Genomic DNA, 14,588 nt, shown 5'->3' on the forward strand with positions numbered 1-14,588 from the left:
TTCATACATGCATATCAAAAAAAGCGGAACGAAAAGAACGTCCCGCTTGATATCCATTTAATTTATGATCAATCCCGTCTTGATTGCCCGGCATTCAAGGCCTGCCTGACACTAAAAAACGAATCAGCCGGAACGTGTGTAAGCATCGGAAATCGAGGCAGCCGTACTGATACAAGCTGTAATGATGCCGGCCGGCAGCGTCGCCTGTTCTGCCGAATGGATCGGTTATGCGGGTGAACGGAGCTTGCTCCGGCCGGCGGGGCCGGGCAATCGTCTCAGATTTTCTCTACCGCATGCATTTCTTGCAAATGACCGTCCTGCAGCCTGAGCTGACAGTCGGAAAGCTCGGATATTCGGTCATCATGGGTTACCATAATGATGCATTTATTTTCCTGATGCGCCAGTTCAATAAAAATATTAATGATTTCACGGCTTGTTTGCGGGTCAAGACTTCCTGTCGGTTCATCGGCAATAATTAAATCCGTGCCCGAACATAAGGCCCGGGCAATCGCAATTCGTTGCTGCTCGCCGCCGCTCAGCGTCAAAATTTTCTGCTTGGCCTTTTCCTCGGTGATATTGATTCTTTTAAGAAAATTAAGCGCTTGTTGCTTTGGCTGGTCGGATTGAATTTTTCGAATCGACATGGCGCTCACAATGTTTTCGATGCCGGTCATGTAGTTTAACAGATTGTGCTGTTGAAAAATAATAGAGACATATTTCTTTCTGAATTCGCCGAGGCCGATCTTCTTAATGCTCGTCCCTTCATACAGAACCTCTCCTTCCGAAGGATTATCCAGTCCGGCCGCCAGTGAGATAAACGTTGTTTTGCCTGAACCGCTTGGTCCTAAGAGCGTGTAGAACGTTCCCTTATTAAATGAATAAGAGATGTTGCTCAGGACTTTCTGATCTTTTGATTTGTACCAGTAACTGACATTTTTATACTCAGTGATCGGATTCATGATCATGCTAAAATCCTCCCTTAATTTATTTGTCCATTTATTCTTGCCGGGTCAGAATTTCTTTCGGTTTCAATCGCATGATTGCAATGGACGGAAGCAGGACCGAAAGAACGGCAATTCCGGTAGCGATGCCCACTGTTTTTATTCCGTCGGTATAATTCATCGTTACGGTCAGTTTTGTCTTAGCGGCCGTTACATTCTGACTGCCTCTCGGACCGCCTGAAGCCATCGCGGGCGCGTTTCCCGGCCCGCCGCCCTGGCCCGTTCCGGACATCTGCGTCGTGCTCGAAGTATTTGAATAGCTGTTTGCCAGTTTATCGGAGACGACATGAGCAATCGGCTGACCGACTGAAAGAGCCACAACAAATGCGAGAATGGCCGCCATGACAGTCTCCAGCACAAACTGTGAAATAATTTTCCCCTTTCCTTCGCCGATTCCCATGAGAACGCCGACTTCATATTTCCGGTTTTTAATTTGCATCATGACTACAAGGGAAATGATGGCAAGGCCGGCGATCGTCACTATATAGACCAAATTTTTCGAGAAAGATCCGATACCGGAAATTGAGCTGACAAGTGACTTATATGTAGAATCGTTGGAGATTAACGTGTATTTTTTCCAGGAAATGCTTGAAATAGCTTTTGCTTTTTTTTCAAATGATTGAATGTGGCTGGCGTCATCCATCGTGTATACAGCCGAATCAATACTCGTCGTCGTCCCTTTTAATTCATTCGCATCTTTATAGTTTACATAGATTCTATTGTATGGATTCATCGACGTAAACATGTTGGCCGTATTACTGCCGCTGGAGCTTGTTTGATAGAAACCGGCGATTTTTAAAGCGAGAGTTTTTGTTCCCTGAACATTTTTAATCTTGATCGTATCGCCGACCTTCAATCCGTCTTCCTGTGCGAGTTTCTGATTGATGACGGCTGCCGCTTCGGAGGAAGAGGTGATCGATGTTCCGGACGTTATTTTACTTGTACCTTGTTTAAATTCATCGAGGGCACTTAAATTACTGACACCTTCGATCGTTAGATCACCGGTCTGCATGCTCCTGTTTGAATTAGACTGCTGAGGGCCGCCTATATTATTTGACGACGTCTGACTGGAGTCATTGCTTGATTTTATTGCCGTAAAATTACCGGCATTTGCCTGTGCGTTGACAAGAAAATTGTAACTGGCGACATAGCTGATCGAGGCCAGCTTCTTTGCATCGGATAAACTAACTGAAGAAGTTTTAAAAGTGGGCCGTTGGCCGCTGGACGATGCTGCCAGCTGCTGATTGGGATTGTTCTGAAAGGTAACCGTGCTGCCTATCGAAGCTTTTGTCAGGGCCGTCGCTTTATTGGAAGCAGTCTGAATCAATAGCCCCGTTAGAATAAGAGACGCGACGATAGCAAGAATTAACACCTGCAACAAAAAACTCCCTTTTTTGGAACGGATACTTAAAAATGCCCGATGAAGAAAATCCACTCAAATTCCCTCCTAAGTAAAGACGTGAAATACGCTTTATAAATACAACCCTATCAGGGGAAGATGAATATTTAATTAATATTTGGCCTAGATGAGAGTGTTTTCCGCTCTCTGGAATTGACAGGTTCACATTTCAAATGTAAATACACTGCCTGTTTCCCATGATTAGATAAAATCTAAACGGCTGCGGAATGCCTTTCTGCATTTCCTCGGCTTTGACACCCTATGGATCAGAAAGCTTTCAGCAGTGGAGCCCGGATATCAAAACCGCTGCAGAAGGACTCTTTGATGTTGAAAATCAATGCCCGCCTTGATCTGCTTAGGATCCTTTCTCCTGTCAATACAATAGACGGTATAAGTAATAAATAGAGAGATCACAATGTAAGCGTATACCATCTTCTTGCAAAATCACTTTGCAAAAAGATCTACTTTTTGCCATGTATCCGATTACATATAATAGTTCCAGGGGGTTGAGAATGAAAAGTCGTACGATACAAATCATTCGCCAGTTGCTCAATTCGGGTGAAACTTCTATAGAAGCTTTAAGCAAATCATTTGATGTGTCTGAAAGAACCATACGCAATGAACTGCAGACAATTAATCATACATTGAATGATCTTTCGCTCCCTAACACTGTCCTGCAAAGAGGTGATGTTTCATTTGCTTTGAATGCCCGGCAAAAAGGCGACTTATTTGCTGAGTTAAAGAAAAAAAGAAGTGACCTGGATTATCTGGCGCCTGAGGAACGTTTAGTCATTCTTATTTTTGATTTTCTTGATGAAAGCCGAAAGGTATTCGTCGTTCAAGAGCAAAAGAAGTTTCAAATCAGTAAAAGTACTATAGACGAAGATATGAGAGATCTGCGCCAATTTCTAAAGAAATATTCCTTACAAATAGTCACAAGCGCTAAAAACGGCGTCAAGATCGTGGGTAATGAGCGCTTCAAAAGGACGATGATACATGATTTAATCAATCATTATTCAGATGTAGGCAGACTGATAACGCAGCATTCAATGTATAACGGTCCTATACCGGATCGTATTAGAGAGTTTTTTGGAGATACAACGATTCCGACCATATTAGAATTGTTCAAATCCGATTTAATATTTAGAAAAGCAAATATCAATGAACTTTATTTACAGCAAATCATCCTTATTACTTCAATTTGGGTGGTGAGAGTGCAGCACGGCTGTTTCTTAAATGCAGAATTAAAAAATGACAAACTGCAGACAACTCAGGAAATGTATCGCTTTATCAACCAATTGGTGCAGACATTTTCTTTGGAAATCAATCAGACGAGTGAATTTAAGTACATCACGTTCATTATCAATAGTTTTGACACAGATAAAGAGCCAAACATCAATAATTGGGTCAATGCGCAGATCATATCGGTTTCAATGATCGAGTTTATGGAATCTGCAATGAGCTTCCCGTTTTCAAAAAATGAGGAATTGTATGAGGGCGTTTACAATCACGTCGTCAGCCTGTTGGATCGATTAAAATGGCAGGTCCATTTATTTAATCCGCTGAAAAATACAATCAAGAATAACTATCCGGAAATATTTAATAGTCTGACTCAATTTATCCGGCATTCAAGCAGGGCAAAATATTTAGCTATTTCTGAGGATGAGATTGCTTATCTGTCCGTTTACTTCTCAACGGCAAAAGTTGAGATAGAGAAGGACCAGTATTTAAATTATCGTATTGCGATCTTATGCAATTATGGAATGGCAACGGGGAAATTATTAGCTGTCAAATTGGAAGAAAATTTTAATATTGACGTCATTGCTGTTTTGGGTGTCGCAGAGATGCGTGTTTTGCCAAAACTGTCAGTTGATCTGGTTGTCAAGACGACTGATGTGAATACCGGCGACTTGCCGAGTATTCGATTAAATCCCATTTTACAGGATGTTGATATCAAAAAGATAAAGGGATTTTTAGAGGAAAACAAAAATGTCCTTCGTTTCAACGACAAAAAGGTTGATTCGACAATCTTTTTTAAGCAGATCCTGACCCTTGTAAAGGAACATTCAGACAATAAGATAACCAAAGATTTTGTAGCGGATCTGAGAAACTTATTCAGGCGGAATCATTTAGATGTGAATGGAACGGAGGTGCAGCCTATGCTTAAAGATTTACTCAAAGATGACCAGATCTTATTAAAAGAAAGCGTATCTGACTGGAAGGAGGCGATCAAAAAAGTTGCTTCACCGCTTCTTAAAGACGGATGTATTTCACCGAGCTATGTGAAAGCAATGATTAAATCTGTAGAGGATTTCGGCCCCTATATCGTCATTGGTCCGCATATTGCCCTCGCTCATGCAAGACCCGAAGATGGTGCGAAGAAACTGGGCATAAGCATCATGACACTGAAAGATCCAGTGAACTTCGGCAGTTCTGATAAATATAAAAATAATTCCGTTTCTATTGTCTTTTGCCTTTCGGCGATCGATAATTATTCACATTTGAATATTATGAAATCAATTGTCCAGTTAATCAATGATCAGAACAAAGTCGCACGGCTGTCACAGGTTTCCGAAGTTAAAGAATTTAGAGAGATCCTCTTTGACAATTCAGCACAGCATAATGAAACGAGGTAATCAATGATGAACAGAAAGTTAACGATTTATTTTATATGCGGCGCCGGTTTGGGCAGCAGTCTCGCCTGCCAGATGGTTGCCGAAGACGTGTTGAACAAAAAAGGATTGGATGCGAAATTGGAACATGAAGCCATATCGTCCACACCCGGTTTAAGAACAGATATCATTGTTTCGGCCGAGAATTTTAAATCGCAATTTAGTAAATATGATCTGGATGATAAGATTCGTTTGGTGTTTTTGCATAATATTGTTGATCCTAAAGAAATAGAAGATAAGTTGCTGCCCGTCATCGAGGAGCTTCAGAATTAATCGGCCGACAAAATATGTATAAATTCATTCAAAGGGGGCAACTCCCATGATCGTTGTTGATTTTATTATTAAAAATATTCTGACTCAGGCAGCTATCACTATTGCCTTGATTGCTATGCTCGGTTTGATTTTACAGAAAAAATCAGCCGGATCGATATTGATGGGAACATTCAAGACTTTGCTTGGCTTCGAAGTATTATCAGCCGGTTCGGCAATTATCGTTGCCAGTTTGACATATTTCGGTACTATTTTTCAACATGGCTTTCATTTACAAGGTATCGTTCCCAGTATCGAGGCAATTAATGGACAGGCGATGAACAATTTAGGGCTGGGCAATGACATAGCCTTAACGTTCCTCGGCATCTTTATCGTGAACATCATTATCGCCCGATTTACCAAATGGAAATATATTTTCTTAACCGGCCAGGCTTTACTCTGGATGTCAACGATGACTGTTGTCGGCGGCAACTTTGCAGGCCTGAAGGGTTTTACCAATATAGCTGTAGGCAGTATTATCGGCGGCATCTTTGCTGTAGCTATGCCGGCGGTTGCTCAGCCTATCGTGAGAAAGATTATCGGAAATGATGCCATTGCATTAGGACACTTTTGTACAGTCGGTTATATGTTTGAATCAGGTGTTGCATGGCTGTTCGGTGAACGCGGCGAAAAGAAGCATTCTGTCGAAGAAATGAAGCTTCCGAAGAGCATGGAATTTTTACAGGATACGTATATGTCAGTAGCCGTTGTCATGGTTCCGCTTTATATGATTACTGCCGCTTTTGCCGGCCCTAAATGGGGGGCGGCGGGAACTGCCGGAATGAACTACATCATGTATGCATTTTTGCAAGGTATCCAATTCGTCGTCGGCGTCTATGTCCTGTTAGCAGGCGTTCGTCTCTTGCTTGGTGAAATCGTTCCGGCATTTCGTGGTATTGCCATGAAGCTGGTTCCCAATGCAAAACCTGCTTTGGATTGCCCGGTCCTGTTCCCGTATTCACCCAATGCTGTTATCCTTGGCTTTATAACGACAACGATTGGTACGGTTCTGGGCATGTTCCTGATGCCGGCTGTCGGGTTAGCCGTTATTTTGCCGGGGATGCTGACTAATTTCTTTGCCGGCGGTACGGCAGGAATCTTCGGCAATGCCGTCGGGGGCCGCCGCGGGGCCATCATTGGCGGCATTTTTCACGGATTATTTATTACACTACTGCCTGCATTGCTGGTAGGCGTTCTTCTGAACATGGGATTCGTCAATGCAAGCGCGACCGATTCGGATACGATCGTCTCCGCCTTGTTATATGCATGGATCCTGGCACCGATCCTTAAAGCCATTTAATAGAGGTGATATAAATGTTCAAAGGTTTATTCAAAAAAAGGAACAGCCATGTTCCAAAAAAAGAAGAAAATCAAACGCCTGAGACAAAGCCGGCCAGAGATCCTGAAGAATTAAAACAAGAATTGCACCACCTTCAACAACAATTGAGACAGGCCGAAGACGGTGACAAGATCACGATTCTGAATAACCTGGGACAGATATATCAGGAATTAGGCGATGCGGATCAGGCGATCCAATATTTTGAAAAGAGTCTGGCGGAGAAAGAACAGTTCGGCAGTGCTTATAACGGTTTACTCTTTTTATATGATAGAAAACGCCAGGAAGCTGCAAGGGCAAAGAATGACGATGAAATACAAAAGTGGGTCAGCAAAATGGATCGTCTTGTAGATATGTCGAAGCGCGTCATGAGATCGAGTTTATCTTAATCAGTTGATTACGGGATAATAAATCTACGATGGAGGCAATATTATGTTCAAGAATTTACACGACCTGCTTACAGAAGCAGAAAGACTTAATTATACGGTTGGAGCATTCAATGCTCATAACCTGGAAATGGTGCCGGCCATGATCTCGGCCGCAAGAGATGCCGGTTCGCCGATCATTATTCAGACAAGCGTCGGTACCGCGCGTTATGTGGGAATGAAGAACTTCGTTGCTGTCTGCCAATCGATGGCCGAGGATCTGCTTGTCGATGTCGATTTACATTTGGATCATGCAAAGAATTTTGCAGATATCAAAGATGCGATTGATGCCGGGTATCGCTCGGTTATGTTTGACGGTTCAGCATTGCCGCTGAAAGAGAATATCATGAAAACCTTACGTGTGATCGAATATGCTCATCCGCGTCATGTGTCTGTCGAAGCGGAGATCGGTACGATCGGCGGCACGGAAGAAGGGGTCACGGTTAAAGAGGGGGCTTACACCGATCCTAAAGATGCGGTTGCGTTTTGCAGACAGGCAGACGTTGATGCTTTGGCCGTCGGTATTGGCACTCATCACGGACAATTCAGGTCCAAGACCCAGCTGAACTTTCCATTGATTGAAGCCTTGCACAAAGTCTTATCGGTTCCCATGGTAGTTCATGGCGGAACCGGTGTGAATGAAAAAGATTATCATCGATTGACAGAAAACGGTATCAGAAAATTTAACGTGGGCACTGAACTGTTGGTTACCTGGACAAAAACAGCTCAAGAAAAATTCAAAACAACTGAAGTCAATGCTTCCCTGAGGAACAATATCGTGCCTTGCAATGAAGCTGTCCACGATATAGTATTCCACAAGATTAATTTATTCATGAACAAAAATAATAATGTTTTAATGGCATAATGTACGCTGAATCTATAGGCTGACTAAAATAAGGATCCATATTGAGTGTATGATCCTTATTTTATTTTGGGGAGGCAAGGATTATGGCAGCAAAAAAAGTATTGCTTTTGATTGCAGGACCGCCGGGAACGGGTAAAACATACCTCGGAGACATGATAGAAAAAGAGATCGGCCATTTTGCCAATGTTAATATGGATAAGATTAAAGAGGCTAATTATGATCAGTACGGCTTTGATAATTTAGATGAAAAGAAAAAGGTTGACCGTCAATCGCTGCAGGATTACTTTGAAGCAATTGACGAAGCGATGAAAACAGAGCGCCATATTTTGACGGATTATCCATTCAGTGACAAACAAAAACCCGCACTGGAAAACTTAGCAAAACAATATGATTATGTCCCGATTACGATCCGCCTTTATGCAGATACTGATGTACTGTATGAGAGACAGCGAAAGAGAGATCTCGATCCGACCCGTCATCTTGGCCATATAATGAATCATTATCACTATGGCGATGTTTTAGATGATCATTCGAAAGCGGACGGTTTGCCCACAAAAAAATTGTTCAGCGACAGAATAAAAGTACGCGGTTACAATACATTCAGGCTAGGCAGGTTATTGACTGAAGACGTCAATGATTTTTCTAAGGTTGATTACACAGACTTGCTGAAGAAATTAAAACAATGGATTGAATAGGTTTTGGGTTTTCCGATCCGGCTCCGAATAATCGCTGCTTTTCCGTTGCCTGATTTAAGGCAGGTGAGCGACAGCCTGAGTCCGCCGTCACGATTCCAGAGGGCCGTGCAGCTGCTCCATTAGAATGCAGAGCTATGGACCGGCCATCCGGGAATCATTAGGGACAGGGACTGCGAACGAGAACGAGATCTATCAATGAAATAAGTTCAAAGCTTCAGAACGCCGACGGATCGGATCAATGAGACATAAAGAGCAGGTTCACCATTTTCACTTTTCCGGTCTGCCGTTCGATTAATTCCGGATGTATAATTAAGTCAATTGATAGATATCTTTATCTAAAGGAGCGCTGTTAAATGACCGAATATACCCTTGATGAGCTGTGCAGGCTCATCGATCACACCAATTTGAAGCCCGATGCAACGAAAGAGGATATCGAGAAATTGTGCAGGGAGGCAAAAACGTTTCACTTCAGAATGGTGGCAGTTAATCAAGTGCAATCCGGTTTTTGTTCCCAACTGCTTAAAGATACGGACGTCCACGTCGGAGCAGCCGTCAGTTTTCCGCTGGGCCAGACCTCGATCAAGGCGAAAGCAGCAGAAGCTAGAGATGCACTTGACAATGGCGCAGATGAAATCGACTATGTGATAAACATTGCGGAAGTGAAAAATCAGAATGATGCCTATATAAAGGAAGAAATGTCTCAAATTGTTTCGGTTTGCCATCAGTACGGAGCCGTCTCCAAAGCTATATTTGAAAACGCTTATCTGACCAAAAGCGAGATTGTTAAGGTAGCAAACATTGCTAAAGAGGTACGTCCGGATTTTATAAAGACTTCGACCGGATTCGGCCCGGGCGGTGCAACCTGTGAAGACGTGCGTCTTATGAAACAGACAGTGGGGACGGCTGTGAAAGTGAAAGCAGCCGGCGGCATACGCGATGCGGAAACATTTATTAAAATGATTGAAAGCGGAGCAGAGAGAATCGGCTGCAGTTCAGGCATAAAAATCGTGACCGGGCTTAAGAAAATAATGGAAGAAACGGGTAAAGCATTCATCGGCATTGACCCGAATATTTAAACGCGCGTCAGACAGCGGCCAACTGCAAGTGTCCGCAGCCGGTCTTTCAGGATGTGTTTTGGTTGGTCGGCATTTGTTGAAATTTCATGTTTTCATCATCTCATCTTCATTTTTAACATGGGATATCCAATCTTTTAGTAAGTGATGACTATGCCCGCGTAACAGCTATGAAAAAGACCGGATCATCATTAAATTAAGAGCGGTTAAATAGCGAACATCCGGGTCACGCAAAAATTCTGCAGCGGCATCCGGCCTGTAAATGACTACGGGCAGAATACAGTCAAACAGACTTATGCCTGCTTGTGTTGTTGAGTGCCTTGCTTTTTTGCCTTCCTTATAAGATAGGCCGCCACAAGCAGCACGAACCAGACCGGTGTAACGAACAAAGCAATGCGCGTATCTGCGGCGAGTGCCAGCAGGACAATAACGAAAACAAAAAAGGCAAGAATAATCCAATTTATATAAGGTGAAAAAGGCATTTTAAAGGTATTTTTTCTGGCTTCCTCGGGTTTTAATTTTCGAAATCTTAAATGTGCGATTAAGATAATACCCCATACCCAGATAAAGCAAATAGTTGCTATGCTGGTTACAAGGGTAAAAACGGTCGTTGCATTGGGAATGATATAATTAAGCAGCACACCGATTAAGAGCATAATGACTGATGCAATTAATGCGGGAGCAGGGACGTTCCTGCTGTTCAGGACTTTTAATTTGCCTGGTGCTTCACCGCGTTCGCCAAGCGAATACAGCATTCTGCTTGTACTGAAAATGCCGCTGTTACATGAAGAAGCGGCGGACGTCAGGACGACAAAGTTAACAATACCGGCTGCACTGGGTATTCCGACCATTGTAAAAACCTGGACAAACGGACTGCTTGAAGGACTGACGTCATTCCAGGAATAAATCGACATGATCATTAAAAGGGCGCCGATATAGAAAATCAAAATTCGAATCGGTATGTTGTTAATGGCTTTAGGAAGCGTTTTGTCCGGGCGATCCGTTTCCCCGGCCGTAATGCCGACAAGCTCTATGCCGACAAAAGCAAATACGGCCATTTGGAATGAAAGGACAAATCCGGTAAACCCGTTAGGGAAAAATCCGCCGTTGGCCCATAAATTTGAAAAGGCAGCGTGCGTCTCATGATTGTGAAATCCTGCCAGTACAAGAACCAATCCTATTGCAATCAAGGCTAAGATTGCAATAATTTTTATTAAAGCAAACCAAAATTCAATTTCACCAAAAGCTCTGACAGTCGACATATTCAGAATAAATAAGGCAAGAACGCAGATAAGCGCCGGGATCCATTGCGGGACAGCCGGAAACCAAAATTGGATGTAAATGCCGACGGCCGTTATTTCCGCGATAGCCGTCGCGATCCAGCAGAACCAATAGGTCCAGCCGGTAATGAAACCGGCCCACGGTCCTATGAATTCCTCGGCAAATGCGGCGAACGAACCGGTTGTAGGCCGATAGATGAGCAATTCTCCCAAGGCCCGCATGACGAAGAAAAGAGCGATACCAATGATTAAGTAAACGAGTAAGATGGAGGGACCGGCTAAGTGAATGGATTTTCCGGCGCCCAGGAAAAGTCCAGTCCCAATGGCTCCGCCGATAGCCATTAATTGAATGTGCCGGTTCTTCAAACCACGATTTAATTTTTTATTCTCTGACATAATTCCTCTTCTTTCCTGAATGAAACTTCAAAAAAAACAGTTTGAACTTCATATTCTGCTGAACCTCGGCTTCATGAAACAGCGCTGAATCCCAGATGGCGGGCATAACCGGGCATGCTGAGAGAGACATAAAGGGGGTTTGTGTTCTCCTGTGAGGGTTCGTGGCGGGAACGGCGAGGTTCGATTCCCAGCTGTTATATACCATAATTATCTATTATAGAACAACAGGGAACCTTTGAGCAAAAAAATTTCTTGTCATTGGAATTTGTAGACGGGGAACGGCTGCAGAATGAGCAAGCAGTTTCGGACATTAATAGGAGTGCCTCTTTAGCTTATTGTCCTGCTGTGCCGTCAATGGATGTTCGACTCTTCCTGAAACCATCTATCTTTTGAAAGACGGAGAGCGTTTCCGTGACTAACAAACTTCTGCAGCAGTCGATAAAATCCTGTCGCGGTTGATAAACCGGGTGTAATAGCTGAAGACCGATTAAGCACCGTCGACGACCGATAAACTCTCTGTGACGGTTGATAAACCGGGTGTAACGACCGATAAACTCTCTGTGACGGTCGATAAGGAACTGAAATCCACTCTATGCAGCCGGGCCGCCGGCCAGTATCGCCCTGAAAAAAGAATGAATCGCCCTAAAGCAGTAGACAATCGCCCTGAAATGGTCGCGATTCGCCCTGTTTTGGTCAAGTATTGCCCCGCCAAGAGCTTATCGCCCTGAAAAAAGAATGAATCGCCCTAAAACAGTGGACAATCGCCCTAAAATGGTCGCGATTCGCCCTATTTTTGCCAAGTATCGCCCCGTCAAGAGCTTATCGCCCTGAAAAAAGAATGAATCGCCCTAAAACAGTGGACAATCGCCCTGAAATGGTCGCGATTCGCCCTATTTTTGCCAAGTATCGCCCCGTCAAGAGCTTATCGCCCTGAAAAAAGGATGAATCGCCCTAAAGCAGCGGACAATCGCCCTAAAATGGTCGCGATTCGCCCTATTTTTGCCAAGTATCGCCCCTTCAATAGCGCTTTCACATCGCGGTCCGACAGGATACCCATTTAAAAATATTTTGCAGCAGTATGCGACATTTCTGAATCTCTTTTCAGGCCGCATGATTGTTTGTCAAAATGGATAATGATATAAAAGTCTATAGGATTAATGCACTTAATCATTGACATCGGAGGCTTAACAATTTATTATTAATCACATCAACTTAATATGCTATATTTCTTATCCAGAGTGGCGGAGGGACTGGCCCGAGGAAGCCCGACAACCAGCACATTGGCGTGTATGGTGTTAATTCCAGGAGAACGATTGTTGTTCTGAAGATAAGAGGGACGGATGACAAGCCTTTTTATCTTATTTGGCTTGTTTTTTTGTTTTCGGAGTGCGGGAGGGGGGCTCGTCCTGAGAAAAAATAATAAATGGATGGATCATCATTGTTTGAGCAGGTTTATTTAAAAGAGAAAAAAGGCTGTATGATTTTATTATTTTTCTACGAGGGGGAAGAGAATTGAAAAAGCTGCTGCTTACTTTTTTTGCCGTGCTCTTGATCGCGTCGCTAACGGCATGCGGTTCGGGTACAGCATCATCAAGCAAGGGAAGTAAAGAGGGGGGATCGATTACCATTGCTGTATCAGGGGATCCGGATGTTCTGAACCCGAATTACGCCAGCGACCGTGTCACCCTGACTATTCAGCAAGCCCTGTTTGCTCCGCTGTTTTATATCAGCGGCCGGAAGGTTATACCGGCGTTAGCCGATAAACTGACAGTATCAAAGGATCAAAAGACGTATAAACTCATACTCAAGAAAAATTTGAAGTGGCAGGATGGAAAACCGTTAACGGCCAAGGATGTTGTCTTCACGATCAATACGATCCTCGATCCAAAACAAAACAGCGATCTTCGCGGCAACTTTGTTTTTAATAATGAGCCGGTCAAAGCGGTTGCTTTAGACAATCAAACGGTTCAATTCACGCTTCCGACGGTTGCCCCTTCTTTTCAGTTGAATCTGGAACAGCTCTTTCCGATTCCTCAGCATGTTTTCGCCAACGAAAGCAATCTCCAGAAAAGCACAAAAAACAACCATCCGATTGGATCGGGACCTTATCAGTTTGTCACCTATAAACCCGGCCAGTATGTTGAATTGAAACGATTCGATGGTTACTACGCAGGAAAACCGCATCTTGATAAAGTAGTCTTTCAGATTGCGAAAGATCAGAACGCGGCCAATCTTGGCCTTCAAAACGGAAGCATACAGTTGAAAGCCATTCAGCCTGAAGATGTGGCTAATGTGACCGGCAAGGGGAATGTTGACGTGGTTTCCTACCCCGAATATCGTCTGAACTATGCGACCTTCAATGAGAATGTACCGGCTTTTAAAAACAAAACGTTTCGCCAGGCTATTTCCTACGCGCTGAACAGGGAAGATATCATAAAGTCAGCCTACGGTTCTAATAAATACGCGGTTCCGGCATCTTCTATCTTTACTTCAGATGTAAAGTTCCAGGATACCAATGTTCAAACGTATCCATATAATCTAACGAAAGCGAAACAGCTTCTTGATCAGAGTAAGGTAGATAAGAAGCAGCCGTTTACCATTCTTTACCTGAATAATAATAAGGCTCAGGAAAGCATTGCGCTTTATTTCCAGCAACAATTCAAGAAAATCGGTTTGAATTTGCAGCTGAAGCCGACGGATCCGGCGGCTTTTACCAACATTGAGCTCGATCGTAAGAGCACGGCCGACGGTATTTTACTCAACGGCTATATTATGGGACCTGAAGCCGATACGTATAAGATGCTTTTCCAGTCGGCCTCGCAATATAACTATGCAAACTATCACAACGCTGCGCTCGATAAAGTTTGGGATACGGCATCCGTTGAGACAAACCAGACCAAACGATTCGCTGAATATGATCAGATTCAGAAACAGCTTGCAGATGATGCGGTACTCTACCCGATCTCTTATGACGATGCGCTTTTTGCCATCAGTAAAAATTATGGCGGCATCGATGCGGCCAAACCGCAGCCGGTGACGATTTTAAGAGATTTATCCAAACTTTATTTGAAATAATAATCAATTTGTGTCTGTTAGGATCACGGACTTGGTGGCGACACCAAGTCTGCTTTTTTGGG

At 43.5% G+C, this 14,588-nt stretch carries 12 protein-coding genes and 1 riboswitch; of the genes, 8 read left to right on the plus strand and 4 right to left on the minus strand.

What is annotated here, in order from left to right; translation table 11 throughout:
* Nucleotides 1-275: 275 nt before the first annotated feature.
* Nucleotides 276-959, minus strand: coding sequence for an ABC transporter ATP-binding protein (locus OYT88_RS17260; protein ID WP_274401644.1), 684 nt, complete (start codon nt 957-959; stop codon nt 276-278).
* Nucleotides 960-996: 37 nt separating this feature from the next.
* On the minus strand, nt 997-2,436 hold the full coding sequence (locus OYT88_RS17265; RefSeq protein WP_274401599.1) for an ABC transporter permease: 1,440 nt from the start codon (nt 2,434-2,436) through the stop codon (nt 997-999).
* A gap of 476 nt (nt 2,437-2,912) precedes the next feature.
* On the opposite strand from OYT88_RS17265, the gene OYT88_RS17270 reads away from it, so the two are divergent.
* The 7 genes from OYT88_RS17270 (at nt 2,913) to deoC (ending at nt 9,778) form a co-directional block, all read left to right on the plus strand.
* Nucleotides 2,913-5,036 carry a BglG family transcription antiterminator gene (locus OYT88_RS17270; RefSeq protein WP_274401600.1) on the plus strand — a complete coding sequence of 708 codons (2,124 nt, stop codon included), beginning with the start codon at nt 2,913-2,915 and terminating at the stop codon, nt 5,034-5,036.
* Between the two features lie 6 nt (nt 5,037-5,042).
* Nucleotides 5,043-5,345, plus strand: coding sequence for a PTS sugar transporter subunit IIB (locus tag OYT88_RS17275; RefSeq protein WP_274401601.1), 303 nt, complete (start codon nt 5,043-5,045; stop codon nt 5,343-5,345).
* Between the two features lie 46 nt (nt 5,346-5,391).
* On the plus strand, nt 5,392-6,681 hold the full coding sequence (locus OYT88_RS17280) for a PTS sugar transporter subunit IIC (protein ID WP_274401602.1): 1,290 nt from the start codon (nt 5,392-5,394) through the stop codon (nt 6,679-6,681).
* A 14-nt stretch (nt 6,682-6,695) separates the two neighbouring features.
* Nucleotides 6,696-7,106, plus strand: coding sequence for a tetratricopeptide repeat protein (locus OYT88_RS17285; protein WP_274401603.1), 411 nt, complete (start codon nt 6,696-6,698; stop codon nt 7,104-7,106).
* 43 nt (nt 7,107-7,149) lie between these two features.
* Complete coding sequence (locus tag OYT88_RS17290) at nt 7,150-8,007, plus strand: class II fructose-bisphosphate aldolase (protein ID WP_274401604.1); 858 nt, start codon at nt 7,150-7,152, stop codon at nt 8,005-8,007.
* A gap of 83 nt (nt 8,008-8,090) precedes the next feature.
* Complete coding sequence (locus OYT88_RS17295; RefSeq protein WP_274401605.1) at nt 8,091-8,702, plus strand: ATP-binding protein; 612 nt, start codon at nt 8,091-8,093, stop codon at nt 8,700-8,702.
* 353 nt (nt 8,703-9,055) lie between these two features.
* Complete coding sequence (gene deoC, locus OYT88_RS17300; RefSeq protein WP_274401606.1) at nt 9,056-9,778, plus strand: deoxyribose-phosphate aldolase; 723 nt, start codon at nt 9,056-9,058, stop codon at nt 9,776-9,778.
* 290 nt (nt 9,779-10,068) lie between these two features.
* Here the strand turns inward: deoC and OYT88_RS17305 are convergent, their stop codons facing one another.
* Together OYT88_RS17305 and OYT88_RS17310 are read right to left on the minus strand one after the other, a co-directional pair.
* A complete protein-coding gene (locus OYT88_RS17305; RefSeq protein ID WP_274401607.1) occupies nt 10,069-11,451 on the minus strand; it encodes an amino acid permease in 1,383 nt (460 codons plus the stop codon).
* A 487-nt stretch (nt 11,452-11,938) separates the two neighbouring features.
* Nucleotides 11,939-12,148, minus strand: a complete 210-nt coding sequence (locus OYT88_RS17310) for a hypothetical protein (RefSeq protein WP_274401608.1) — start codon at nt 12,146-12,148, stop codon at nt 11,939-11,941.
* A gap of 529 nt (nt 12,149-12,677) precedes the next feature.
* A riboswitch (SAM riboswitch) is annotated at nt 12,678-12,785 on the plus strand.
* Between the two features lie 178 nt (nt 12,786-12,963).
* On the opposite strand from OYT88_RS17310, the gene OYT88_RS17315 reads away from it, so the two are divergent.
* Nucleotides 12,964-14,526, plus strand: coding sequence for an ABC transporter substrate-binding protein (locus tag OYT88_RS17315; protein WP_274401609.1), 1,563 nt, complete (start codon nt 12,964-12,966; stop codon nt 14,524-14,526).
* The last annotated feature ends 62 nt before the right edge of the window (nt 14,527-14,588 follow it).

Origin of the sequence: Sporolactobacillus sp. CQH2019 (assembly GCF_028765345.1) — a bacterium.
In the GTDB taxonomy this organism is placed as follows: domain Bacteria; phylum Bacillota; class Bacilli; order Bacillales; family Sporolactobacillaceae; genus Sporolactobacillus.

Excerpts from the sequence above, each read along its gene's own strand:
- OYT88_RS17260 (WP_274401644.1), bottom strand. The coding sequence starts at position 959 with ATGAATCCGATCACTGAGTATAAAAATGTCAGTTACTGGTACAAATCA.
- OYT88_RS17285 (WP_274401603.1), top strand. The coding sequence starts at position 6,696 with ATGTTCAAAGGTTTATTCAAAAAAAGGAACAGCCATGTTCCAAAAAAA.
- OYT88_RS17275 (WP_274401601.1), top strand. The coding sequence starts at position 5,043 with ATGAACAGAAAGTTAACGATTTATTTTATATGCGGCGCCGGTTTGGGC.
- OYT88_RS17280 (WP_274401602.1), top strand. The coding sequence starts at position 5,392 with ATGATCGTTGTTGATTTTATTATTAAAAATATTCTGACTCAGGCAGCT.
- OYT88_RS17270 (WP_274401600.1), top strand. The coding sequence starts at position 2,913 with ATGAAAAGTCGTACGATACAAATCATTCGCCAGTTGCTCAATTCGGGT.
- OYT88_RS17290 (WP_274401604.1), top strand. The coding sequence starts at position 7,150 with ATGTTCAAGAATTTACACGACCTGCTTACAGAAGCAGAAAGACTTAAT.
- OYT88_RS17295 (WP_274401605.1), top strand. The coding sequence starts at position 8,091 with ATGGCAGCAAAAAAAGTATTGCTTTTGATTGCAGGACCGCCGGGAACG.
- OYT88_RS17305 (WP_274401607.1), bottom strand. The coding sequence starts at position 11,451 with ATGTCAGAGAATAAAAAATTAAATCGTGGTTTGAAGAACCGGCACATT.
- deoC (WP_274401606.1), top strand. The coding sequence starts at position 9,056 with ATGACCGAATATACCCTTGATGAGCTGTGCAGGCTCATCGATCACACC.